Here is a 23,113-nt window from a genome sequence, read left to right as displayed (position 1 = left end):
GCCAGGTTATTTTTACTTGGCGTCCTGCTGCGATTCCTGCTCAGCCCCTGCTGTTTCGGGCGCCTTGCGGATGGTCGCCTCAAACTCTTCGGGGGTTTCCACGCGCAGGCCGTAGCGCTGCTCCCCCTTTTCTGCGCGGATCGCTTCGATACGCTCGTTGGTGGCAGGGGGCTCGGGAGCCTTACGGATCATCTGCTCAAATTCTTCGGGGGACTCCACTCGCAGACCGAATTTACCGGCGGCTTTCGAGCCGTCGCGGTTGGTTTCAGCGGGAGGGGTAAAGACGGGGGCGGAGGGACGCTGCTCGGCTGCCGGTGCCTCAGGCTGCTTCTGGTCGGCCGGGTTGAAGCCGGGCAGGAAGGGTTCGGGGGCCTGCTCTTGCTTGGGAGCAGGGGCTGAGGGGTCAAACCATTGGGGGTTCTGTTGGTTGCCAGGGGCTTGCTGCTGAGTTCCCTGGGGTTGCTGGGATGCATAGCCCTGGGGGTTAGCCTGGCTCATGCCCGGGTGTACATAGGGGCTTGAGCCCTGCCCGTTCTGGGCGAAGGGGTGGGTGCCGGGGCCGTGCACGCCACTGTGGGTGCCACCGGGCTGAACTGTCACTCGTAGCAGGTGCCGGGCTGCCTGGGCGGTGGCGGGGATAGCCATCAGATCAAAGCGCTGGGGTAGCATCTGGGTACGGGTACGGATACCTCGGCCCTTGGTGCGGGAGGCAACGATAATTGCGTAAATCATGCAGAAGGCAATAGCCAGGGGCACGATGCTCAGGAAGTTGGCCAGAATCGAGGTCTGGGTAATTACGGCATTGAAGAGGGCAACCAGGGCGCCGAGGCTCAGGCCCTGGAAGACGCCGCTGAGGGCCGCCCGCGGATAGGTGGCCTGACCGGTAATGTAATCAACCTGCTGCACGTCCCGGCCCACCACGTACAGGGAGTGTACGGGGAACTTCTGGCTGGCAAGAAACTCGATAGCCTTGTTGGCCTCTTTACGGTCGGTGAAGGTGGCGACCAGCTCGCCGGGAGGTAGGTGGGTGCCATCTGCCATGGCCAGGGCGGGAGGTGCTTTGAGTTGATCCATGCCCCTATTTTTTCGCAAAGTGCAGGGAGTTTGCTGGGAGCACGCCGGGGTATCGCCACAGGTGAACTCAGTAGGGTTACTCTCACTCTGCTGGTAACCGGTGGCAGCTGCGGGCCGGGGCGAGTACCCTTGATAACTGTGAGTAGCGTACCGAACAAGATTTTTATCGCCCGCCTTCTGGGCCTTGATGTTTTTGACCCCCACGGCGACCGCCTGGGCCGTCTACGCGATGTGGTGGTGCTTAAAAGCGGCTTTACCCAGTTCAACGCGGTGGGCTCTTTGGCTAAGCTCAAGGAGCCCGTTGTGGTGGGTATCGTCATCGAGATTTTGGGCAAGAAGCGCATCTTCGTGCCCATGACTCGCGTGACCAGTATCGATTCCACCCAGGTAATTCTGACCGGCCTGGTCAACCTGCGCCGCTTTGAGCAGCGCGGTTCTGAAGCTCTGGTGGTCGGTGAGCTCTTTGACCGCAAGGTGCAGCTACGCGACGGGTCGGGTCGGGCTCAGATTGAGGACGTCGCAATGGAGCAGCGCCGCAACGGTGACTGGTTTATCTCCGAGCTCTTTATTTCCCGCGGCCACACTAGCCTGATGCGCCGCCGCAAAGAAACCCTGATTGTGGACTGGGACGAGGTCATTCTCTCCACAGATTTTGAGCCGCAGGCGGCGACCGCGTTTGTAGCAAGTCACGAAGACTCCAACCCCGCTGACCTGGCAGACGCTATTCACGAGATGCCCGATAAGCGCATGGTTGAGGTTGCCCAGGAGCTCCAGGACGAACGCCTAGCGGACGTGCTGCAGGAACTGCCCGAAGAAGACCAGGTGCAGATTCTTTCCCACCTTGAGGTGGAGCGAGCGGTCAACGTTCTGGAAGAGATGGAGCCGGACGACGCGGCCGACCTTCTGGGTGAGCTCTCAGATACCCAGCGTGAAGAGCTGCTGACCCTGATGGATCCCGAAGATTCGGACGACGTACGCCGCCTGCTCGAATACGAGGAGGGTACCGCCGGTTCGCTCATGAACCCGGTGCCGATTATTCTTTCGCCTGAAGCGACCGTAGCTGAAGCGCTGGCCCATATCCGCCAGGAAGAAATCTCCCCTGCTATGGCAGCGGCGGTTATGGTCACGCGTCCGCCCCTTGAAACCCCTACCGGCAAGTACCTGGGCATTGTGCACATGCAGCGGCTGCTGCGCCACTCCCCCAGCGAGCAGGTGGGCAACATTATCGACACCTCCATTGAGCCGGTTACCGACGCAGCCAGCATCGAAGAAGTAACCCGCGTGCTGGCAACCTACGACCTCACCATCATCCCGGTGGTCAACGACCACGACCGCCTGGTTGGGGCGGTCACTGTGGATGACGTACTCGATGAGATGCTGCCCGATGACTGGCGCACCTATGACGATGGAACCCCAATTCGAAAGGTAGGCCGCCGCTTTGAGTGATGCACGCGAGCGCAACGATTCAGCGCAGACTCTCGGGACCCCGCAGCAAAAGAAGCGGCGGCCGGTCTTTCAGCTGAGCCCTAACCCCGATGCTTTCGGTCAGATGACCGAAAAAATTGCGCGTTTTATGGGTACTCCGCAGTTTTTGCTGTGGATGACGATTTTCTGTGCCCTCTGGTTGGGCTGGAATACGCTGGCACCTGAGGAGCTTCAGTTTGACCCCCGTTCGCTAAACTTTACCCTGCTCACGCTCATGCTCTCTTTGCAGGCCTCGTATGCGGCTCCCCTGCTGCTGCTGGCGCAGAACCGGCAGGACGACCGTGACCGCGTGGTTGCCCGCCAGGACAGGCAGCGCGACCAGCGCAACCTCGAGGAGACCGAATATCTGACCCGCGAGATTGCCTCCTTGCGTATTACCCTGCGTGAGGTTGCCACCCGTGACTTTGTGCGCGGGGAGATGCGCGACATTATGGACGAGCTTGCTGAGGTGCAGCGCCGCCAGGAGGAGCTCTTTGCCCGCGCTGAGGCCCTGGCGGCTAAGGCAAATGAGCTTGAGGCGTCAGAAGCTACTAAACCTTTTGACCCCAATGCCGCCCAGCCTGTGACCAGTGCCTTTGATGTGCTGAGCGATGACCACCCGAAAATGCGTAAGAAGAAGAAGGTAAAGGACATCGACCGCTCGTTTGAGTAGGCGATTTACCCCATGCAGACATCACATCTGAATGAGGAGCTGCTTGCAGCTCTTTCAACAGTTATTGACCCTGAGCTGCGCCAGCCCATCACCGAGCTAGGTATGGTTGACCGGGCTGAGCTGACCGGTTTGGTCGCCGATATCAGGGTGCTCCTGACTATTGAGGGCTGCCCACTACGTTCGACGATTGAGGCGGACGTCCGCGCTGCGGTCTCTGCCCTGGAGCAGGTGAGCGAGGTTCAGCTTGAGATTGGTTATATGAGCCCGGATCAGCGCGCGACCTTGCGCCAGCGTCTTGGCCACACCAAGCAGAACCCTTTTACTGCACCCGGCTCACTGACCCGTATTTTTGCGGTAGCTTCGGGTAAGGGCGGGGTTGGCAAGTCCTCTGCGACCGCTAACCTGGCAGCGGCTTGTGCCTCCATGGGTTTGAGTGTTGGCATTATTGATGCCGATGTGCACGGGTTCTCGATTCCCGGGCTGCTGGGCATTACCTCTGGCCCTACCCGCATGGACGATATGATTATTCCGCCGGTGGTTGAGGCCCCTTCAGGTGGCGGTGTCATCAAGGTAATTTCTATCGGTATGTTCGTGAAGCCCGACCAGCCGGTCGCCTGGCGCGGCCCCATGTTGCACCGGGCTCTGGAGCAGTTCCTCACCGACGTGCACTTCGGTCACCTGGATGTGCTCTTCCTCGATTTGCCCCCGGGCACCGGCGATATCGCGATTTCAATGGCCCAGCTGCTGCCCCATGCCGAGATTCTTCTGGTCTCAACCCCGCAGCTAGCCGCTGTGGACGTGGCCCAGCGGGCCGGTACCCTCAGCCTGCAGACCGAGCAGAAGGTCATCGGGGTGCTAGAGAACATGGCCGCCATGCAGCTACCGGACGGCACCGCCCTGCCCCTCTTCGGAGAAGGGGGCGGGGCCGTCCTCACCGAGTCCCTGAGTCAGGCCCTGGGCTACGAGGTGCCCCTACTGGGGTCGGTACCGCTCGAGGTTGCCCTGCGCGAGGGCGGGGACGCCGGCACCCCGGTCGTCTGGGGTGCGCCCGAGACCGCCGCGGCCCAGGAGCTGGTAAAAACCGCCCGGGCCCTGACCCACCGTCCGCGCGGGCTAGCGGGAGCCCCCCTGCCCTTTACCGTCTGACCTAGACCAGGGGGAGCGCAAAACTTCAAAAGGACCGCATATTATGTGGTCCTTTTTTGAAAATCAGGTCCCCTTGGTTTCTAGATGGAGGGGGAGAAAGAGTTTAGGTGGCCTCGGTGTCGAAGGGGGCCCAGGCGCCGCGGGGCAGGCGCACACTCACAGAGGGAGCCGGTGCAGCCGCCGCCTTTTCTTCAAGTTCCTTGCGGCGCTCTTCGTCGTCCTCAGCAAAAGCCTCGCGCACAATGACGCGGGGGTCGTACTGGCGGGGGTCGTACTGGCGCCAGTTAATATCGCCCAGGTCGGGGCCGAGAGTTTCTTTGAGGTCGTCCTTAGCGTCAAAGGCCATACGGCGAACCCACTTGATAAAGTCTTTGAGCTGTTGGGCATATTCGGGCATGCGTTCTGGCCCGATGACAACAAACACCAGGATCGCTAGAACGATAAATTCGAGGCCGCTAATTCCAAACACACAAAGAGATTACCAGCTCAGCCCGAGTGTTCGCCCATAAAACGAGCGGGGTTGAATAAGATGTTTCCAGAATCATTCCCGCGCACACTCATGTGAAGGTGAAGTACTAGGTGAATACTCAGGAACAGGCTCGAAGCTGGGTTTATGCTGAAGAGTTCCCGCTGGAGGCTCCGGCGGTAGCTTCTGCCCGGGCTGGGGCCGAACGGTTGGACGCCGCCCCCGTCGCCCCGTCGGTAGCTTCCCTACTCACGGTGCTCGCTGCCGCTACCAAGGCCCAACACGCTGTAGAAATCGGCTGCGGGGCCGGCGTTGCTACGGCTGCCCTGCTCACGGGTCTGGCCCCTGGTGCAGCGCTCACCGCCATCGATATCGATGCCACCCGCTGCCAAGCAACCCGCACTCTGCTGGCAGCTGCCGGTCTCGATAAGAGCCACCGGGTGCGCGTCATCACCGGCGATGCTGCCGAGGTACTCCCCCGCCTCTCAGCGGCCTCATACGATTTGGCCTTTATAGATGCCGGTAGCCAGCTGGCTGAACAGCTGGTCTATGATACGTTGGCTCTCCTAGAGCCCGGCGGGCTCCTTATTCTGCATGACCCGCTGGTGGGCGGGGCTGTTGCTGACCCCACGGCCCGCGATGCCGTTACCGTTTCGGTTCGCTCTGTTATCCACGAGGTAGCGGCCTGCACCGCCGATGTTTTGTCTCGCTCGTACACGCGGGCGAGGGTCTTTACCTGGTCTACAAACGCTAAAGCCCCCATCCCAAACCGGTAGGGTTCGGAGTAGGGGGCCGGGCTTAGAGCCGAAGCCTAGACGTTTTCAACACACTTACGGATCGCTTCAACTTCTTCTTCGGTGATATCAAGAACCAGGCGGCCGCCACCTTCAACGGGAATGCGCATGACGATGCTGCGCCCTTCGCGCACGATTTCGAGGGGGCCGTCGCCGGTGCGTGGTTTCTGAGCTGCCATCTTGGTTCTCCTTCAACGAGGGTTGGTCTGCGGGTTCTCGGCTTCTGTTGCCGGTCTCACCTTCTTTTAATCATAGTGCTTAGTGGCTCACTTCTGGCGTTTTTGGGTGGAAACTTACAGGTTTAGGGCGGGTAGTCCCCGCCGCCGGGTAGCTGCTTCCAGTGCCAGAGCCAGCCGACCCAGCCAAACTGCAGGGTTGCCCCGCTGAACATCAGCAGCCAGCGGTAGGCCCGCGAAGCGGATAAGGCAACAAGGGGCAGCAGGAGCGGGAAGAGCGGTAGTAGCAGGCGGAAGGTTGAGGACTGCGGATTAAAGAAAGCCAGTATATAGAGCGCATAGGACCAGCACCAGGTGATAAGCGCCGGGTGGAGCACCCGCCGGGTCACCGGAGCCAGAAGGGCCAGCAGGTAGGCGAAAAGAAGAATCACCAGGACGATTGGGCCCAGCACCTGCCCCAGGTAGAGCTGGCTCTGGGTGTACCAGGGCACAAAGGGAAGCACATGCTCCCCGCCAGCTCTCCACGCGGCCTCGGTAGCGGTGTAGGCGTCGATACGCCCGGTGGAGACCCAGGCAAGTGCCGGGTGGATGAAGGCAAAGGCGCAGACAGCCAGAGCAGACGCCAGCTGGGTACCGGTATTTTTGAGGGCGACCAGGGGGCTGGTCGCGCGGGTCTGCTGTGCCCAGCAGATCAACCACCAGATGCCGACAGCAGCGCCCAGAGGCACTCCTACGGGGCGGGACAGAGCCGCGCCAAGGGCCGGAATGAGCAGAAGCACATAGCGTTGCTGCACCAGCCAGTAGAGAGCCCAGGCCAGGAAGAAGAGGCCGGTTGCCTCGGCATAGCCGGTTTGTAGGATGGGGGCAACGGCGCAGAAGCTAACGGCGGCGGTTGCCCACAGGGCGGTTGTCTCTAGTTCAGTGCCCCGGCTGCCTGCTCCACTTGCTAACATGCGCATCTCTAGGCTCGCTTCAAAGAGCCGGTAGATGAACCAGGCAGCACCGAACCCAAACAGCAAAGAAACGGTGGGGGCTACCGCCTGGTAGCTGATACCGGTCACGCTCGTAATGGCTCCGCTGATCAGGGGATAGAGGGGGTAAAAAGCCCATTCGTTTTGGGCGACGTGCCCGTTGCCGTCCAGGGGTAACACATCGGGGTAGCCACCGGCGGCTATCTTGGCGTACCAGTCGGCGTCCCAAATAGTGACAAATTCCAGGTAGCCCATTGAGGTATTTTTCCAGGGGCTAAAGGTCTGATGCAGACCCACGGTTGAAAAAATAAACCAGCCCCAGAGCCGGCTTGCGGCATAGACCAGGGCCACCCGCAGGCCGATAGGCAGGCTTGTGAAAAAAAGTAGACCCTGACTGGCTCTCACGCTCAGGGTCGCAGCGGTGCGGCCAAGTATCCCGCTGCGCTGTGGTGCGGACGGACGCCCCACTCCCCTAGCCCTCCCCGCCAAGGTTGGTAGCGGCGTCCTGACCCCGAGCACCGCGCAGGGCCTCAAGCTCTGCCCGCAGGCGGCTGTTCTCGGCAACCACTTTAGCGAGCACCCCATCAACCTCATCGCGGTTATAGCCCAGAGCCGAGGTAGCAAAACGAACCCGCTCCAGCTCGTCCGCACCCGGGTGGTCCGAAAGAATCAGGGGTGGCTCAGTGGCAGGAACCAGCGCTACGCCGTCCTGGCTTACCGCATCGATAGCCTTCCGCCCCGGAATCAACCGGTCAGTGCCCAACACCGCGCACCCGGCCATCACCACCGCCAGCACCACAAAAGTCACCGCAACCAGTAGATAATTCATACCGTCCTCCCGCAGGAGCCAAGCCCTTTCGCCCAGCGCCACTCAACAAAACCCAACAAATATGACTGTAAAAACACGACACCCCGTGTAACAAGTTGTTTACCTTACAGGGGGTCAGGTAAGGCACATACACCATTTGGTTTGCGCCACAGCACCTCAATGCTACCGGCGCACGCACTGAATCCACCACAAGAGACGAAGCCCAGTGACTACTGACGCACTGGTTCAGCTCACCCACGTCAACAAGCGCTACGGTGAGAACCACGTCCTCAAGGACATCAATTTCCATCGGCAAGGGCGAGGTTGTCGTCCTCCTCGGCCTGCCAAAGGGCCAGGGTGAAGCTGGTCTGGCTATCGGCCTGACTCCCATGGAAGGTGCTGACCCTGATCCTGGTGCCCCAGGCTCTGACCGACATGATGCCCTCGCTGCTCTCGCAGTTCGTGGTTATTCTTAAGGACACCGCCCTGGGCTACATCATCTCCTACCCCGAGCTGCTGGCCGCTGCCCGCCGCTTTGGCTCTGGTTGCAGGCCAAGGGCCTCATCGTGTGATGGGGACCTTGGCCTTTTTCTCGATGGGGCTGGGCAAGGTTCTTAGGCTATGAGCAGGTTTTTCTCTGCACACAGCCCAAGAAGTCTGCACAGGCTGGCAGGGTTAGGACGCCGTCAGCCAGCTTTCCAGCGCCGAGTAGCAGGCACGCACCTCGGAGGCTTTAACATGCTCGTTATCAGTGTGGGCTAGCAGGGCGTCGCCGGGTCCGAAGTTCACGGCGGGGATGCCGATTTCGCTGAAGCGGGCGACGTCCGTCCACCCGTACTTGGGCTTAGGGGCCTGGCCAACCGACTCAATCAGTGACCTAGACAGCGCAGCGTCCAGGCCTGGGCGGGCTGCTGATGAAAGGTCTACGAAATCCAGCTCGTAGCCCTCGAAAACCTCGTGCAGGTGTGCGACGGCTTCGTCCAGGGTCTTGTTGGGGGCAAATCGGTAGTTGATGTGCACGCCAGCGTCATCGGGAATCACATTCCCCGCAACCCCACCTGAAATCTGTACGGCGTTAAGCCCCTCGCGGTAGGCCAGGCCCTCAACCTCATAGGTGGCAGGTTGGTAGGTGGCAAGACGCCCCAGCACGTCCGCCATCTTATGGATAGCGTTGACGCCCTTCCAAGCGCGGCCAGAATGGGCAGCGACGCCCGAGGTACGAATCCAGAAGCGGATGGTGCCGTTGCAGCCACCCTCGATGGTGCCGTCGGTGGGCTCCAGGAGCACGGCAAAGGCCGCGTCGGTCAGCTTCTCCCGGTGGTTGCGCATCAGGCGGGCAAGCCCTGAAAGCTCGGAGGCGACCTCTTCGTTGTCGTAAAAGACGTAGGTAATGTCGTAGCGGGGTTCCTTCAGGTGGGCAGCTAGGGCTAGCTGCACGGCAACCCCGCCCTTCATATCCACGGCCCCGCGGCCGTAGAGAACCCGCTCCCCCGCTTCCTCAGACCAAGAAGCAGGTACGGTACCTCGTGAGCCCTCGGTACGGGGCAGGGGCACCGTATCCAGGTGACCTGCCAGCACAATGCGGGTATCGCGGCCCAGGTTAGTGCGGGCGATGATGGCGTCGCCGTCGCGGGTTATCTCTAAGCCGCCGATACCCTCAAGGGCTGTCTGCACGGCGTCCGCCAGGCGCACCTCGGCGCCAGACACAGAATAAATATTGAGCAGATCAGCGGTCAGGTCTTCAACGGGCTGGGTTAGGTTGAGGACGCCGGGGCCCACCTGAGCGAACTCAGCGGCCTGGGCGAGGGTAGGGTTCTTGGTCATAGTTCCACCATACAAGCAGATAGCGCCCCGCACCCGCCTGATTCCGTAGACTGGTAGGCATGACTGAAAACAACACCCGTGTAGCATCCGGCCTGGGCCTGGCCACCGTCGTCGCCTCCGGCAAGAACGAAGGCACCGTACTCGATGTCTGGTACCCCGCCCCCGCCCTCACCGAAACCCCCAACGACTCCGTAGCAGCCGACCTCGAAGCCCTAGTCGAAGCCGACGAAGACCGTAACGTCGTGCGTGAGCTGGTCAACGTCACCATCAACCTCGACGAGGCCCCCGCCAACGCAGCGGACGCCTACCTGCGCCTGCACCTGCTCTCCCATACCCTGGTTGCCCCCAACACCATCAACCTCGACGGCCTCTTTGGGGCACTCGCCAACGTCGCCTGGACCAACTTCGGCCCCGTCCTCGCCAGCGAATTCAACACTGTCTCGCTGAAGCTGCGTCGCCGCGGCGCTCTGGTGGTTACCCACGTCGATAAGTTCCCCCGCATGATTGACTACGTCGTGCCCGCCGGTGTTCGTATCGGCGACGCTGACCGCGTCCGCCTGGGTGCCCATCTGGCCGCAGGAACCACCGTCATGCACGAAGGCTTCGTCAACTTCAACGCCGGTACCCTCGGCGAATCCATGGTCGAAGGCCGAATCTCCCAGGGCGTTGTCATTGGCAACGGCACCGACATCGGCGGCGGCGCCTCCACCATGGGCACCCTCTCCGGCGGCGGCACTCAGCGTGTCTCCATCGGCGAGCGTTCCCTACTCGGCGCTGAAGCTGGCATCGGCATCGCCCTGGGCGATGACTGCGTGGTTGAGGCTGGCCTCTACGTCACCGCTGGCTCCCGCGTCACCGTCCTCAACCCCGATGCTGAGCCCAAGGTCGTCAAGGCCCTGGAACTCTCCAGCGTCAATAACCTGCTCTTCCGCCGCAACTCCGTGACCGGCGCTATCGAAGTTCTGCCTCGCGCCAACAACACCGTGGAACTGAACTCAGAGCTGCACGCTAACTAAAAAGTAAGTCATCATTTCACCCGTTGATATTTACTGCAGATTAATATATTCAAGACCCGCCCTACCGACTGACCGGCAGGGCGGGTCTTTACAATGGGAGAACACACTCACAACACATCAGAAAGCTATTCATGAAGCGTTCTCTTTCTCTGCTGGCAGGTCTTGGCCTGGTTTCTTCCAGCGTTCTCGTTCCCGCAGCTTTTGCAGCAGATGGTACTACTGACCTGGGCGATTTGACCGTGTTAGCCTCAACCGACGTTCACGGTCGTGCCCTCAACTACGACTACTTCACCGGTGCCCCCTACGGCGAAGGTGCTCAGGCTCTAGGTATGGAGCACCTGGCAACCGCCATTGCCCAGACCCGGGCTGCAAAGGGTGCAGAGTCCACCCTGGTGCTCGATAACGGTGACGCCAACCAGGGCAACCCCTTACAGACCTACTACCAGAACAACCGCACCGCCACCAGCATTGACCCCATGGCCTCGGTCTTTAACCTGCTCGGCTATGACGCGGGTGTAGTGGGCAACCATGAGTTCAACTACGGCCCCGATGCAGCCGCCCAGTACACCCAGAATCTGACTATGCCCCTGCTGGGTGCTAACGTCATCGACACCGCAACCGGTGCTCCCGCCTACGAGCCCTACACCATGATTGAAAAGACCGTGGGCAGCGAGAAGATTCAGGTAGCCGTGATCGGCGTGGTAACTCCCGGCGTTCGCGTGTGGGATAAGGCTACCGTCGAGGGCAAGCTGGAGTTTAAGGACGCCGCCGCTACCGTCGCCGAGTGGGCACCCAAGGTTAAGGCGGCAGGGGCCGACGTGGTCATCGTCCTCGCCCACACCGGCCTGGACGCCGAAGACTACACCTACAACCCGGCAGACCTGACCGAAAACGTCGCCAAGTCTGTTGCTGAACAGTCCACCGACGTTGATGTGGTTGTGGGCGGCCACTCCCACGTCACCAACAAGGTTCAGGAATACTTCACCAACAAGAACGGTGAGCCGGTGCTCTACACCCAGCCCGGTTACTGGGCCCGGTTCCTCTCCGAGGTCACCCTGCCCCTGGTCAAGGAAGCAGACGGTGATATCGAGGTCAAGTGGACCGAGGCCGAAAAGCCCACCGCCGTTGCCCTCAACGCTGGTGACTACGCTGCCGACGCGTCCGTCCTCGCCGCTATCGAGCCCTACCACTCAAAGACTACCGAGTGGGTGCAGACCGTTGTTGCCCAGGCAAGCGCTGAAATGCACGCCGCCACCAGCGCCTGGGAAGACACCGCTGTTCTGGACTTCATCAATATGGTGCAGACCGAAGAAGTCACCCGGGCCCTGAGCGGAACCCAGTACGAGGGTCTACCCGTCCTTGCTGAGGCCTCCCCATTCTCCCGCACCGCCGTCTTCAAGCAGGGCGATGTCACCATCGCCGATATGGCAAGCCTCTACATCTACGACAACACCCTCTACGCTGTTGAACTCACCGGTGCCCAGCTCAAGGACTACCTTGAATGGTCAGCCCGCTACTACAAGCAGCAGGAACCCGGCGCTGAAATCACCGACTGGTCCACCGTTACTAACGCCCTCTACGAGGGGGCAACCCGCGGTATTCCCGACTACTCCTACGACGTGCTCTCAGGTGTGAACTACCACATCAACATCTCCAAGCCTGTCGGCGAGCGCATCGAGGGCCTCACCCTGCTCGACGGAACTCCCCTCGCCGATGATCAGAAGGTCATCCTGGCTCTGAACAACTACCGCTGGTCAGGCGGCTCAGGCTACCCGCACGTCACCGCAGCTCCTATCGTCTACGAGGAGCAGAAGGCCGTGCGCGACCTCATGATCGACTGGGCTATCGCCAACAAGACCATCGACCCGACCACCTTCTTCGTGAAGAACTGGACGGTCGGCACCAGCTCCCTGCCCACCGAGCAGGCACCCGAAGAGACCCCGGCCCCGGCTCCCAGCGACAGCCCCAGCGCTGCTCCTTCGGCTGATCCCACGGTAGCCCCCACCGAAGAGCCAACGGCAAGCGCCAGTGCGGACGCCCCCGCCCCGGCTCCCAGCGAAAGCCCGGCTTCATCGGCCTCCGCTGACGCCAGCCAGAGTGCTGTGGCAGGGGCCCGTGAAACTGGAAAGAGCGGCGCGCTAGCGCACACTGGCGCTACTGCCCTGCCTTTCCTCGCAGGTGCTGCCCTACTGCTGGGTCTAGGCGCTACCGCCTTCTTCGCCGCCCGCCGCAAGAACAGCTAGGGGTAGGCGTCCGCGCCCTACACTTACTCGATATATGCTCAGCCCCGCCACCACTTCTACCGGCTGGCGGGGCTGAGTGCAGGTAAGCTAGAAAGAACACTAATCGTCTACTAGGGGAAAACGTGAAGATTCTCGTTACCGGCGGCGCCGGCTACATCGGCTCCCACACCGTACTCGAACTGCTCAAGGCAGGCCACGAGGTAACCGTTATGGACAACCTCTCAAACTCCTCCATGGAGTCTCTGGCCCGCGTTGAAGAACTCACCGGCAAGACTGTGGAGTTCCGCCAGGTTGACCTGCTGGATCTACCCGAGATGAAGCAGCTTTTCAACCTGGTCAAGCCCGATGCCGTGATTCACTTCGCCGGCCTTAAGGCTGTAGGCGAGTCTGCTGAGAAGCCCCTCTGGTACTACCAGACCAACGTCGCTGGTACCCTCAACCTGCTCTACGCCATGGAAGACGCAGGTTGCCACTCCATCGTCTTCTCATCATCGGCTACTGTCTACGGCGAGCCCGAGTCTATGCCGCTGACCGAGAAGCTGAACATGGACGCCCAGTCCTGCTACGGTCGCACCAAAGAGCACATCGAAGATATGCTCATTGACCTGGCCGCCTCAGATTCCAAGTGGAACGTCGCTCTGCTGCGCTACTTCAACCCGGTAGGTGCCCACGAGTCCGGCCGTATCGGTGAAGACCCGGCTGGAATCCCCAACAACCTGGTCCCCTTCATCGCCCAGGTCGCGGTGGGTCGCCGCGAATACCTCAACGTTTTCGGTAACGACTACCCTACCGTCGACGGCACCGGCGTTCGCGACTACATCCACGTCGTTGACCTAGCGGACGGCCACCTCAAGGCCCTGGACTATATCACCACCCACGGTGGTCTGCACACCTGGAACCTGGGTACCGGCAACGGTTACTCGGTTCTTGAGGTTCTGCACGCTTTTGAGAAGGCTGCCGGTAAGGAGCTGCCCTACAAGATTGTGGACCGCCGCCCCGGCGATGTGGCTGTTTCCTACGCTGACCCGGCTGCTGCCCTGGCCGATCTGGGGTGGTCTGCTACTCGCGACATCGACACTATGGTGCGCGACCACTGGAACTGGCAGAAGAATAATCCAAATGGATATGAGGCGTAGCCGAATATCTTTCGTTAAAAAATCGCCACCGATGTGGCGATTTTAGAAAGCGCGCGGAGCGCGGGAAAGAGGCGTAGCCGAATATCCCCTTTAAACCAAGCCCCGGCGTCCTTACCTCCTGGGAGGTAAGGACGCCGGGGCTTAGTTATTTTGCTGCCTGGCAGGTTAACGCTCGGGGTAGTGGCGTTCGGTTTCGCCGATGTAGACCTGGCGGGGGCGGCCGATCTTGCGGTCGGGGTCCTGGATGCCTTCGGTCCACTGGGCGATCCAGCCGGGGAGGCGGCCCAGGGCGAAGAGGACGGTGAACATGTGCTCGGGGAAGCCCATGGCCTTATAGATGAGGCCGGTGTAGAAGTCTACGTTGGGGTAGAGCTTACGTTCGATGAAGTAGTCGTCGTTGAGGGCCTTTTCTTCAAGGCGCTTGGCGATATCGAGTAGTTCGTTGTTGCCGCCGATGGATTCGAGGATTTCGTCTGCGGTCTTCTTGACGATACGAGCGCGGGGATCGTAGTTCTTGTAGACGCGGTGGCCGAAGCCCATGAGGCGGACGCCGTCTTCCTTGTTCTTGACCTTTTCCATGAAGTCTTCGGGGCTGATGCCGTCCTTCTGGATCTGGTTGAGCATCTTGAGCACTGCCTCGTTGGCGCCACCGTGCAGGGGGCCGTAGAGGGCGTTGATGCCGGCTGAGACGGAGGCGAACATGTTGGCGTTTGAAGAGCCGACCAGGCGCACGGTGGAGGTGGAGCAGTTCTGCTCGTGGTCTGCGTGCAGGAGCAGCAGCAGGTCAAGGGCCTTAGCATGCAGGGGGTTGACCTCGTACTCTTCGGTGGGGAAGCCGAAGCACATGCGCAGGAAGTTCTCGGTGTAGTTGAGCTCGTTCTTGGGGTAGATGGAGGGCTCGCCCTTGGACTTCTTGTAGGCGTAGGCTGCCAGGGTGGGTACCTTGGAGAGCAAGCGGTAGGTTGAGATTTCTACCTGACGGGGGTCGAAGGGGTCGAGAGAGTCAGAGTAGAAGGTCGACATGGCTGAGACGCTGGATGCGAGGACGGCCATGGGGTGGGCGTCGCGGGGGAAGCCGCGGAAGAAGAATTTGAAGTCTTCGTGCACCATGGTGTGGCGGCGAATCATCTGGTCGAAGTCTTCAAGCTGGGCGGGAGTGGGCAGTTCCCCGTAGATGAGCAGGTAGGCGGTTTCGATGAAGCTGGATTTTTCTGCCAGCTCTTCGATGGGGTAGCCGCGGTAGCGCAGGATGCCGGTGTCACCGTCAATGTAGGTGATAGCTGACTTGGCGTTTGCGGTGTTCATGAAGCCCGGGTCGTAGGCTACCTTGCCAGTTTCTTTGAGCATGCCTGCAACTTCGAAGGCGCCGTTACCTTCAGTTGCTTCTACTGCGGGCAGGGGCAGTTCTTTGCCGTCATAGCTCAACAGCGCTTTGTTCTCAGTCATTGTGTTCCTCCTGTCATACGAGGCAACGTACGTGCTGTGTGATGAAGTGGGATTCTAAAAAGGACGGTGCGGCTTTCGCGGGGTGGTGGAAGGCCGCACCGTGCACGTACGCACGTCATCTATGGTCTACATTACAGCAGAATGATGCGCGGGGTCACATTGGTGTGAGTTCAGAAGCTACATTACGTTCTTTAGCTGAGCTTATTTGACATTAACAGTTTTGCTTTACTCTGACAGTCGGGCAGCGGCACGGGAAATGTCGTCATCTGAGCCGGTCAGGGCAATGCGCACATAGCCCTCACCTGCGGTTCCGTAGAAAACGCCGGGGCCAATCACGATACCCTTGTCCGCAAAGCGCTGGACGGTAGCCCAGGTATCTTCACCTGCTGTAGCCCACAGGTAGAGCCCGGCCTCGGAGTGCTCAACGGTCAGGCCAAAGCCTTCCAGGGCGGACAGCAGGGTCTCGCGGCGGGCCCGGTAGAGGTCTTTCTGGGCTTCAACGTGAGCGTCGTCTGAGAGCGCTGCGGTCATGGCTACCTGCACGGGAGCAGGCACAATCATACCGGCGTGCTTACGGGAGTTGACCAGGTTGGCCATAATCGTGGCGTCTCCCGCGATAAAAGCGCCGCGGTAGCCAGCGAAGTTGGACTGCTTAGAAAGAGAGTAGGCTGCCAGCACCAGGTCCTGGTTCTCGCCGCAGACGCGGGGGTCAAGGACAGAGGGTACCGGCTTCCCGCCGCGGGCAGCGTCCCATTCCCCCCAGCCCAGTTCTGCGTAGCACTCGTCGGAGGCAACTACGGCGCCCAGGGCGCGGGCGTCCTCCACTATCTTTTTCAGCTCCTCCACATCGCGCACAATGCCGGTAGGGTTGGCCGGCGAGTTGATCCATACCAGGCGGACGCGGGAACGGGTCACCTCATCGAGCTCGTCCAGGGAGTCAGCTGCCACGGGGGTTGCACCAGCGAGCTGGGCACCGATGTCGTAGGTGGGATAGGCAACGGTGGGGCGGACGACCACGTCCCCCTCCCCCAGACCCAGCAGGAAAGGCAGCCAGGCAACAAGCTCCTTTGAACCGATAGTGGGCATGACCTGGTCGGTGGTTAGGCCGGGCACGCCGCGGCGGCGGTCGAACCAATCAACGATAGCCTGACGCAGAGTGAGGGTACCGTGGGTCGTGGGGTAGCCGTGGGCGTCGGTGGCACCGGCCAGGGCATCACGGATAACTGAGGGTGTAGGGTCAACCGGGGTTCCGATGGAGAGGTTAATGAGCCCCTCGGGGTGGGCTTCAGCGGTAGCCCGGTAGGGGGCCATAGTGTCCCAGGGGTAGTCGGGCAGGTCGAGGCCAAATTCGTGCATGGTCTGCTTTCTCTTGTGAATATGTTTGTTTTCTAGTGTAAGCCTTCGCATAAAACTAAAGGAGCGAGTATCTCACGAGATACTCGCTCCTTGAACCGCGTTTAGAATCTTAGTCCTGGTTCTGCGGGGGCAGGGCCGCAATCATGGGGGCGTCCTTAGCGATGACGCCCAGGCGGGCTGCGCCACCGGGTGAGCCCAGGTCGTCGAAGAAGTCGGCGTTAGCTGCGGTGTAGTCTTCCCATTCTTCGGGTACATCGTCTTCGTAGTAGATAGCTTCTACGGGGCAGACAGGCTCGCAGGCACCGCAGTCGACGCATTCGTCGGGGTGGATGTAGAGGGAGCGTTCGCCTTCGTAGATGCAGTCAACGGGGCATTCTTCGACGCAGGCGCGGTCTTTTACGTCGACGCAGGGCTGGGCGATGATGTAGGTCATGGGTGCCTTTCTGGTGGTGACGCACCGGTGCGTGGTGTGTTGGTTAACTGTGCTCTAGTGTATCTGGTCACCGGTGTGGGGGCAGATTTTTGTGATGGATGAGATAGCTTGTTGAGCCGGGTTAATTTTTGTTGCGGCGGTACCTGGTAGCGCTCACCATGCCGAAGGTTGCGGCGGCCAGGGAGCCTAGTGCCCAGATGGTTCCGGCGGTTCCCACGGGGTTGACGGGGTTGATGTAGACCAGCATTGAGGTGCCTTTGGTGTAGGCGAAGATGCCAATGAGCACGAAGGCGGTGGCCCCAACGACGGCCGCGGCCCAGTTCTTTTCGGTGTGGATTGCTGCCCAGGTCGCGGCGAAGTAGACCGTGAGCAGGCCGAGGGCAGCGCCCCAGGGCACCCAGAGGGTGCTGGTGGGGTACCAGATGTGGGCGTGGTACATGGTTCCGGCAAAACCCGCGATTAGGCCGAGGGCGACGGCGGTAATGGCCGAGTTGATAGGTCCGGGAGCTTCGACGCTCTCTTCGGGGGCAGCGTCCGCTGGGGTTCCTGCTTGGGCAGTGCCCCAGAGCAGGCGGTAGGTTTCGGTGGGGTTGATGGGCTGAGAGACCCCGTTTGAATATTCAAAAGTGGTATCGCTGGTGATGACGATTTGGGTGGTGTGGGCCCGCATGGCTTCACGTTTGCGGTCTAAGTTGCCCATGATAACGGCCTGCTGGCGGGTATCGTGCGGATTGGGGTCGCCCTCGATACCCCAGAGGGCGGTGGGGGCTGCGGGAGTTCCTTCCAGGGAGCGGACGGCCGCCAGGGTAGCTTCGTAGGTGCGCTTGTGGTCGGGGTGCCCGTAGCCGCCGTCCGCGTCGTAGGTGACGACGACATCCGGCCGGATCTCGCGGATAGCGCTGGCGATTGCCTCAGCCTGGGGTTTGAGGGGCAGGCGGGTGAGGCAGTCGTCGGCTGCGGCGGGGTTGGCGATGGCGCGCCCGTCCGACCCCCAGGTCATGCCGGAATCGCGGTAGCTGGTGCGCTCACCGGGCAGGTAGCTGGCCCCTTCGCCCAGGTAGAGGTGATGGCGGATGCCGAGGGCTTTGAGGGAGGCCTTGAGTTCCCCGGTGCGGTACTCGCCCAGGGCATGGCCCCGGTCGGTGTTAGCGGGGTGGGTTGCTTCGAGGTGACGCAGGGCAGGATCGATCACTTCGCCCATTTCGCCGCGGGTCATTGTGAGCAGGTGGACGGTGACGCCGGCGGCGGTGAGGGCTCCGATGGTGGCGCCGGTGGATGAGGCTTCGTCGTCGGGGTGGGCATGGACGAAGAGGACGGTGGCGTCTTTGGGTTTGAGGCTTTCAGGGATCAGGCTGAAGGTGGCGCTGTCGGTGATGACTTCACCGGCAACCGGGTAGTGGGGCTGGGCGTCGAGTTCCATGGTGGCGATTTTCTGCTGGGTGCTGTTTTGTTCCTAGCAATTTTAGCTGGACTAGCTGGGCTCTAGCTGGGTTTGCTGTATTGACGATGCGCTTAGGTCATCTCGCTCTTTTATCCTGTGGCTATCAGTAAGGCCGTGGCCCGCTCCCCTACCGGGGGAACGGGCCACGGCCCTGAGAGCAGAGCGTCTATCCCTTTGTAGCCTTAGGCGCGGGCGCGGCGGCGTGCTTCGCGCACACGCTCGTTGGAGTCAAGGATAACCTTGCGAATGCGGATCGCTTCGGGGGTGACTTCCACACACTCGTCCTCGCGGGCCCATTCCAGGGACTCTTCGAGGGTGAGCTTCTTGGGGGGAGTCATGTTTTCGAAGTTATCTGCTGAAGCTGAGCGCATGTTGGTCAGCTTCTTTTCGCGGGTGATGTTAACTTCCATGTCATCGGCGCGTGAGTTCTCGCCGATGATCATGCCCTCGTAGACCTCTGAGGTGGGTTCGACGAAGATGGTGCCACGTTCCTGCAGGCCGATGATGGCGTAGGGGGTGACGACGCCGGCGCGGTCAGAAATCATGGAGCCGTTGGAGCGGTAGTCGATGTCGCCGGCCCAGGGCTCGTAGCCGGTGGAGTAGGACGATGAAATACCGGCACCGCGAGTTTCGGTGAGGAACTTGGTGCGGAAGCCGATTAGGCCACGGGCGGGCACGGCGAACTCCATGCGGACCCAGCCGGTGCCGTTGTTGGCCATGTTTTCCATGCGGCCCTTACGAGCTGCCATGAGCTGGGTGACGGCGCCCAGGAATTCTTCGGGCACGTCGATGATCATGTGCTCCATGGGCTCGTGGACCTTACCGTCGATGGTCTTGGTGACAACCTGAGGCTTGCCCACGGTCAGCTCAAAGCCTTCGCGGCGCATCTGCTCAACGAGAATTGCCAGGGCGAGTTCGCCACGGCCCTGAACTTCCCAGGCGTCCGGACGCTCGGTGGGCAGAACCTTGAGGGAGACGTTACCAATCAGTTCCTTGTCCAAACGGTCCTTCACCTGGCGGGCAGTAACCTTAGCGCCCTTGACCTTACCGGCCAGCGGTGAGGTGTTGATACCGATGGTAACGGAAATCGCGGGGTCATCGACCTTAATCAGGGGCAGGGGCTTGGGGTTCTCGGGGTCGGTGAGGGTTTCACCGATGGTGATGTCTTCGATACCGGCAACTGCGACGATTTCACCGGGGCCAGCGGACTCAGCAGGAACACGTTCCAGGGCCTTGGTAGCCAGCAGTTCGGAGATACGGACGTTCTTGGTTTCGCCGTCCTGGCGTACCCAGGCAACGGTCTGGCCCTTCTTCAGGGTGCCGTTGAAGATACGCAGCAGGGCCAGGCGGCCCAGGAAGGGTGAGGAGTCGAGGTTGGTTACGTGAGCCTGCAGTACCTCGTTAGGGTCGTAGGTGGGGGCAGGAACGTGTTCCAGAATGGTCTCAAAGAGGGGTTCCAGGTCATCGTTATCGGGCAGGGCACCGTCGGCGGGCTGGTTCAGTGAAGCAGCGCCTGCCTTACCTGATGCATAGACGACGGGGACGTTCAGCAGAGCATCGATGTCGAGGTCGGGAACCTCATCGGCCAGGTCGCTGGCCAGCCCCAGAAGCAGGTCCATAGACTCGCCAACAACTTCGTCAATACGGGCGTCGGGGCGGTCAACCTTGTTAACAACCAGAATAACGGGCAGCTTAGCGGCTAGGGCCTTACGCAGCACGAAACGGGTCTGGGGCAGGGGGCCCTCTGAGGCGTCCACCAGCAGCACAACACCGTCAACCATGGACAGGCCGCGCTCAACCTCGCCACCGAAGTCAGCGTGACCGGGGGTGTCGATAACGTTGATGGTGATTTCTTCGCCCTTGGCTGCGGGGCCGGAGTAGAACACGGTGGTGTTCTTAGCCAAAATGGTGATGCCCTTTTCCTTTTCAAGGTCACCGGAGTCCATGACGCGGTCTTCCACGTCAGCGTGGGCGGAGAAGGCGTTGGTCTGCTTGAGCATCGCATCAACGATGGTGGTCTTGCCGTGGTCAACGTGAGCCACGATTGCCACGTTGCGAAGGTCGCTCCGTGAAGCGGTGTTCTGAGTTTCAGACATGCGGAAAGTATCTCGCTTACATGTTGGGGATAAGGACGCCGGTGCGCGGCTTACCTACCGAATTTTCGGCACCAGCGCAGAGGGCTTTCGGTTTGATTATACCGGCGGCACCTAAACTAGCCGCTATCTTCTGGGACACATTAGGAATGAATAAGGGGCTTATTCAGAACGGTTCCGCAGGCTCGCGCTCGCTGCCGACCCTCTCGCAGGGTTCGCTTCGCTCACAATGCGATTCACGCCAGCCGCCGAGCCAGCAGCTTCGCTGCGAGCCTGCTACACCGCTCTTTTGAATAAGCCCCTATCTATTTCCTATTTATTCCAGGGTGTCTGCTTTACATCCTGGGGCTTGACCACGGGGATGGAGCCGGTTGCGGTGCGGATTTGCTCAATCGCGGCGGTGTTGGCTTCAACCTGCAGGGAGACTTCGTCCACGGCCTTTTCTACGGCCTCTTCGACCTTGGCTTCGACGGCGCTTTCAACCGCGGAGTCCACGGCCTCTTCGACCCTGGCCTCAACCGCCTTATCCACGGCTTCTTCCAGGGCGGCTTCTAGCTGGCCGTCCAGGTGTTCGTCGAGGTGCTCACCCACTGCTGCGGTGACGCGGTCTTCAACACCTTCGGCAACCAGCTCGTTGACACGGTCGTCAATCTGTTCGGCCAGGGAGGCCTCGATCTCGCGGCGGGCGTTACGACGCTGGGCGCGGACGAAGAGACGGTGCTCAACGCTCAGGGCCTTGTAGAGGGAGATACACATGAGCACGATGACCACGGAGAAGGGCAGGGCCGTCAGAATTGCCACGGTTTGAATTGCCGACAGCGATTCGCTACCGCCGATGACAACCAGGGAGATAGCGGTGGCAGCTGCAACCAGTACCCAGAAGACACGAATCCAAGTTTTGGGCTCAGGTGACCCGTTGGTGGAAAGCATGCCAAGCACCAGGGCGCCGGAGTCTGCCGAGGTCACGAAGAAGACGGTAATCAGCAGGACCGCACCGGCGGTCAGAATGACGCCACCGGGCAGGTTGTGGAACATCTGGAAGAGGGCATTTTCTGCAGAGACACTACCATCTTCGCTCACCAAGCTGGTGCCGGTGCCGAAGAGTTCCTGGTGCAGGGCGGTGCCACCAAGTACGGAGAACCAGAAGAAGGAGGTCAGCGCAGGTACCAGCAGCACACCGATAACGAACTCGCGCACGGAGCGGCCCTTAGAGACGCGAGCGATGAACATGCCGACGAAGGGCGACCAGGAAATCCACCAGCCCCAGTAGAAGGTGGTCCAGGCAGCCTGGAACTGTTCACCATCAACGCCGTAGAGAGCCAGGGTTTCGAAGGTCATGGCAACAACGTTTTGCAGGTAGTTACCGATGGAGCCCACGAAGTTACGGAAAAGGAAAAGGGTGGGGCCAACGACCAGCACGAAGAGGCAGACTACAGCGGCCAGCATGAGGTTGCCGTTAGACAGCATTTTCATGCCCTTCTCCAGGCCAGTCACCACAGAGAAGAGGGTAATACCCATGAGCACCACGATAATGCCTACCAACCAGCCATTGCCTTCGGCAGGGATATTCATGTAGCCCAGGCCAGCGGCGATCTGCATGACGCCTAGCCCCAGGGAGGTCGCCACACCAAAGAGGGTGCCGACGAGGGCAACAATATCGATGACGTCGCCAGCTCCACCCTTGACGCGGTCACCAAGCAGAGGCTTGAGTGAGTAGCGAATGGAGAGGGGCAGTTTGAGACGGTGGGTTGCATAGGCAATGGCAAGGCCCACGATGACGTAGATCGCCCAGGGGTGCAGTCCCCAGTGCAGGAAGGACTGGCTCATCGCTGCCTGGGCAATCTCTTCACTGGTGCCGTCGCCCACGCCAGGGCGGGGGGCAACGTAGTGCATGAGGGGTTCAGTTGCCCCGTAAAAGACCAGGCCGATACCCATACCGGCGGCAAAGAGGAAGGCAAACCAGGTAGTGAAAGGGTAGGCGGGTTCGTCATCGTCATCGCCTAGTTTGACGTCGCCCATGCGGGAGAAGCCCAGGTAGAGGGCAAAGATAACGAAGAAAGCAACGATAGCGACGTAGTACCAGCCGAAGTAGTTGATGACGTCGGCCTGCAGGGCATCAAAGATTTCTTTGGTGCGATAGGGGAAGGCCAGGGTAATGCCGATGAAGGCGGCCATGATGACGGCTGCGGGAATAAAGACCTTGGGAGCCAGGGAACCTTCGCGCATGTTTTCCTTGGCGGCCGCGTCGATATCCCCCTTCCGCAGGTCGGGGCCCGAGCCGGGCGGAGTTTGCTGGGTTGTAGCCATAAAGTGTCCTTTATATCTTCTTACGTTTCGACCTAGGTGACATGCAAAAGCACCTCGTGTGCCGCCGTCCGCACCCACGTTCGCGCAAGGGGCGCGGGGCCGCATAGCGTGGTTCGGGAAGGGGCTAGAGATGCCTGTTCCACCCCAATAATAACACCACTGATAATAAGTAGGCATTCTCTTGGGATGGCCAATGCCGACAAAACCACAAAAAACCACACCTGCCAGCAGGGTCAAAAACTACCA

Annotated in this window: 19 protein-coding genes and 1 pseudogene; 8 read left to right on the top strand and 12 right to left on the bottom strand. The window is 60.7% G+C overall.

Annotation, left to right across the window (positions count from 1 at the left end; genetic code table 11):
- Positions 1-12 precede the first annotated feature (12 nt).
- Entirely contained in the window at positions 13-1,074 is a 1,062-nt protein-coding gene (locus tag VSX42_RS08655) for a general stress protein (protein WP_326503903.1), read from the bottom strand.
- A 138-nt stretch (positions 1,075-1,212) separates the two neighbouring features.
- Here VSX42_RS08655 and VSX42_RS08650 point away from each other — a divergent pair, with 138 nt between their 5' ends.
- From VSX42_RS08650 to VSX42_RS08640, 3 genes are read left to right on the top strand one after another with little or no spacing between them, the layout of a single operon-like run.
- Positions 1,213-2,520: a magnesium transporter MgtE N-terminal domain-containing protein gene (locus VSX42_RS08650; protein ID WP_326503902.1), complete on the top strand. Its 1,308-nt coding sequence runs from the start codon at positions 1,213-1,215 to the stop codon at positions 2,518-2,520.
- Positions 2,513-3,211: a DUF1003 domain-containing protein gene (locus VSX42_RS08645; protein ID WP_326503901.1), complete on the top strand. Its 699-nt coding sequence runs from the start codon at positions 2,513-2,515 to the stop codon at positions 3,209-3,211. The genes VSX42_RS08650 and VSX42_RS08645 overlap by 8 nt, the downstream gene beginning before the upstream one ends.
- Positions 3,212-3,223: 12 nt before the next feature.
- Positions 3,224-4,357 (top strand): P-loop NTPase, encoded by a 1,134-nt coding sequence (locus VSX42_RS08640; protein ID WP_326503900.1) that lies wholly within the window; start codon positions 3,224-3,226, stop codon positions 4,355-4,357.
- 103 nt (positions 4,358-4,460) lie between these two features.
- On the opposite strand, the gene VSX42_RS08635 is transcribed toward VSX42_RS08640, so the two are convergent.
- Complete coding sequence (locus tag VSX42_RS08635; protein WP_135013724.1) at positions 4,461-4,826, bottom strand: Sec-independent protein translocase TatB; 366 nt, start codon at positions 4,824-4,826, stop codon at positions 4,461-4,463.
- Between the two features lie 110 nt (positions 4,827-4,936).
- Between VSX42_RS08635 and VSX42_RS08630 the strand changes: the two genes are divergently transcribed.
- Positions 4,937-5,599: an O-methyltransferase gene (locus VSX42_RS08630; protein WP_326503899.1), complete on the top strand. Its 663-nt coding sequence runs from the start codon at positions 4,937-4,939 to the stop codon at positions 5,597-5,599.
- A gap of 35 nt (positions 5,600-5,634) precedes the next feature.
- Here VSX42_RS08630 and VSX42_RS08625 read toward each other — a convergent pair whose 3' ends face one another.
- The 3 genes from VSX42_RS08625 to VSX42_RS08615 all read right to left on the bottom strand — a co-directional run bounded on the left by VSX42_RS08625 (position 5,635) and on the right by VSX42_RS08615 (position 7,593).
- Complete coding sequence (locus tag VSX42_RS08625) at positions 5,635-5,796, bottom strand: DUF3117 domain-containing protein (protein ID WP_135013726.1); 162 nt, start codon at positions 5,794-5,796, stop codon at positions 5,635-5,637.
- Positions 5,797-5,918: 122 nt separating this feature from the next.
- On the bottom strand, positions 5,919-7,019 hold the full coding sequence (locus tag VSX42_RS08620; RefSeq protein WP_326503898.1) for a hypothetical protein: 1,101 nt from the start codon (positions 7,017-7,019) through the stop codon (positions 5,919-5,921).
- 217 nt (positions 7,020-7,236) lie between these two features.
- Positions 7,237-7,593 (bottom strand): DivIVA domain-containing protein, encoded by a 357-nt coding sequence (locus VSX42_RS08615; protein ID WP_326503897.1) that lies wholly within the window; start codon positions 7,591-7,593, stop codon positions 7,237-7,239.
- A gap of 320 nt (positions 7,594-7,913) precedes the next feature.
- On the opposite strand from VSX42_RS08615, the pseudogene VSX42_RS10960 reads away from it, so the two are divergent.
- Positions 7,914-8,118: pseudogene (locus VSX42_RS10960) on the top strand (amino acid ABC transporter permease); the annotation flags it as partial.
- A gap of 129 nt (positions 8,119-8,247) precedes the next feature.
- Here VSX42_RS10960 and dapE read toward each other — a convergent pair.
- Positions 8,248-9,396: a succinyl-diaminopimelate desuccinylase gene (dapE, locus tag VSX42_RS08605; protein WP_326503896.1), complete on the bottom strand. Its 1,149-nt coding sequence runs from the start codon at positions 9,394-9,396 to the stop codon at positions 8,248-8,250.
- Between the two features lie 50 nt (positions 9,397-9,446).
- Here dapE and dapD point away from each other — a divergent pair, with 50 nt between their 5' ends.
- The 3 genes from dapD to galE all read left to right on the top strand — a co-directional run bounded on the left by dapD (position 9,447) and on the right by galE (position 13,791).
- The gene (dapD, locus tag VSX42_RS08600; RefSeq protein WP_326504016.1) at positions 9,447-10,412 is read left to right on the top strand and encodes a 2,3,4,5-tetrahydropyridine-2,6-dicarboxylate N-succinyltransferase; all 966 of its coding nucleotides are present in this window, start codon (positions 9,447-9,449) and stop codon (positions 10,410-10,412) included.
- A gap of 131 nt (positions 10,413-10,543) precedes the next feature.
- A complete protein-coding gene (locus VSX42_RS08595; RefSeq protein WP_326503895.1) occupies positions 10,544-12,655 on the top strand; it encodes a 5'-nucleotidase C-terminal domain-containing protein in 2,112 nt (703 codons plus the stop codon).
- A 122-nt stretch (positions 12,656-12,777) separates the two neighbouring features.
- Positions 12,778-13,791 (top strand): UDP-glucose 4-epimerase GalE, encoded by a 1,014-nt coding sequence (gene galE, locus VSX42_RS08590; protein ID WP_326503894.1) that lies wholly within the window; start codon positions 12,778-12,780, stop codon positions 13,789-13,791.
- 165 nt (positions 13,792-13,956) lie between these two features.
- Here the strand turns inward: galE and VSX42_RS08585 are convergent, their stop codons facing one another.
- From VSX42_RS08585 to VSX42_RS08560, 6 genes are all read right to left on the bottom strand, one after another.
- Positions 13,957-15,237, bottom strand: coding sequence for a citrate synthase (locus VSX42_RS08585; protein ID WP_326503893.1), 1,281 nt, complete (start codon positions 15,235-15,237; stop codon positions 13,957-13,959).
- 225 nt (positions 15,238-15,462) lie between these two features.
- Positions 15,463-16,593 carry a succinyldiaminopimelate transaminase gene (gene dapC / locus VSX42_RS08580; RefSeq protein WP_326503892.1) on the bottom strand — a complete coding sequence of 377 codons (1,131 nt, stop codon included), beginning with the start codon at positions 16,591-16,593 and terminating at the stop codon, positions 15,463-15,465.
- A 109-nt stretch (positions 16,594-16,702) separates the two neighbouring features.
- Positions 16,703-17,026: a ferredoxin gene (gene fdxA / locus VSX42_RS08575; protein WP_135013646.1), complete on the bottom strand. Its 324-nt coding sequence runs from the start codon at positions 17,024-17,026 to the stop codon at positions 16,703-16,705.
- A 121-nt stretch (positions 17,027-17,147) separates the two neighbouring features.
- A complete protein-coding gene (locus VSX42_RS08570; protein WP_326503891.1) occupies positions 17,148-18,446 on the bottom strand; it encodes a PIG-L family deacetylase in 1,299 nt (432 codons plus the stop codon).
- Positions 18,447-18,649: 203 nt separating this feature from the next.
- Positions 18,650-20,563 carry a translational GTPase TypA gene (gene typA, locus VSX42_RS08565; protein WP_185174363.1) on the bottom strand — a complete coding sequence of 638 codons (1,914 nt, stop codon included), beginning with the start codon at positions 20,561-20,563 and terminating at the stop codon, positions 18,650-18,652.
- A gap of 309 nt (positions 20,564-20,872) precedes the next feature.
- The gene (locus VSX42_RS08560; protein ID WP_326503890.1) at positions 20,873-22,867 is read right to left on the bottom strand and encodes a BCCT family transporter; all 1,995 of its coding nucleotides are present in this window, start codon (positions 22,865-22,867) and stop codon (positions 20,873-20,875) included.
- Between the last annotated feature and the right edge of the window lie 246 nt (positions 22,868-23,113).

Source organism: Rothia nasimurium (assembly GCF_035916755.1).
In the GTDB taxonomy this organism is placed as follows: Bacteria; Actinomycetota; Actinomycetes; order Actinomycetales; family Micrococcaceae; genus Rothia.
This window is presented reverse-complemented; position numbering and strand designations above follow the sequence as displayed.

Excerpts from the sequence above, each read along its gene's own strand:
- VSX42_RS08655 (WP_326503903.1), bottom strand. The coding sequence starts at position 1,074 with ATGGATCAACTCAAAGCACCTCCCGCCCTGGCCATGGCAGATGGCACC.
- VSX42_RS08640 (WP_326503900.1), top strand. The coding sequence starts at position 3,224 with ATGCAGACATCACATCTGAATGAGGAGCTGCTTGCAGCTCTTTCAACA.
- VSX42_RS08625 (WP_135013726.1), bottom strand. The coding sequence starts at position 5,796 with ATGGCAGCTCAGAAACCACGCACCGGCGACGGCCCCCTCGAAATCGTG.
- VSX42_RS08620 (WP_326503898.1), bottom strand. The coding sequence starts at position 7,019 with ATGGGCTACCTGGAATTTGTCACTATTTGGGACGCCGACTGGTACGCC.
- VSX42_RS08615 (WP_326503897.1), bottom strand. The coding sequence starts at position 7,593 with ATGAATTATCTACTGGTTGCGGTGACTTTTGTGGTGCTGGCGGTGGTG.
- dapE (WP_326503896.1), bottom strand. The coding sequence starts at position 9,396 with ATGACCAAGAACCCTACCCTCGCCCAGGCCGCTGAGTTCGCTCAGGTG.
- VSX42_RS08595 (WP_326503895.1), top strand. The coding sequence starts at position 10,544 with ATGAAGCGTTCTCTTTCTCTGCTGGCAGGTCTTGGCCTGGTTTCTTCC.
- VSX42_RS08585 (WP_326503893.1), bottom strand. The coding sequence starts at position 15,237 with ATGACTGAGAACAAAGCGCTGTTGAGCTATGACGGCAAAGAACTGCCC.
- dapC (WP_326503892.1), bottom strand. The coding sequence starts at position 16,593 with ATGCACGAATTTGGCCTCGACCTGCCCGACTACCCCTGGGACACTATG.
- fdxA (WP_135013646.1), bottom strand. The coding sequence starts at position 17,026 with ATGACCTACATCATCGCCCAGCCCTGCGTCGACGTAAAAGACCGCGCC.
- VSX42_RS08570 (WP_326503891.1), bottom strand. The coding sequence starts at position 18,446 with ATGGAACTCGACGCCCAGCCCCACTACCCGGTTGCCGGTGAAGTCATC.
- typA (WP_185174363.1), bottom strand. The coding sequence starts at position 20,563 with ATGTCTGAAACTCAGAACACCGCTTCACGGAGCGACCTTCGCAACGTG.
- VSX42_RS08560 (WP_326503890.1), bottom strand. The coding sequence starts at position 22,867 with ATGGCTACAACCCAGCAAACTCCGCCCGGCTCGGGCCCCGACCTGCGG.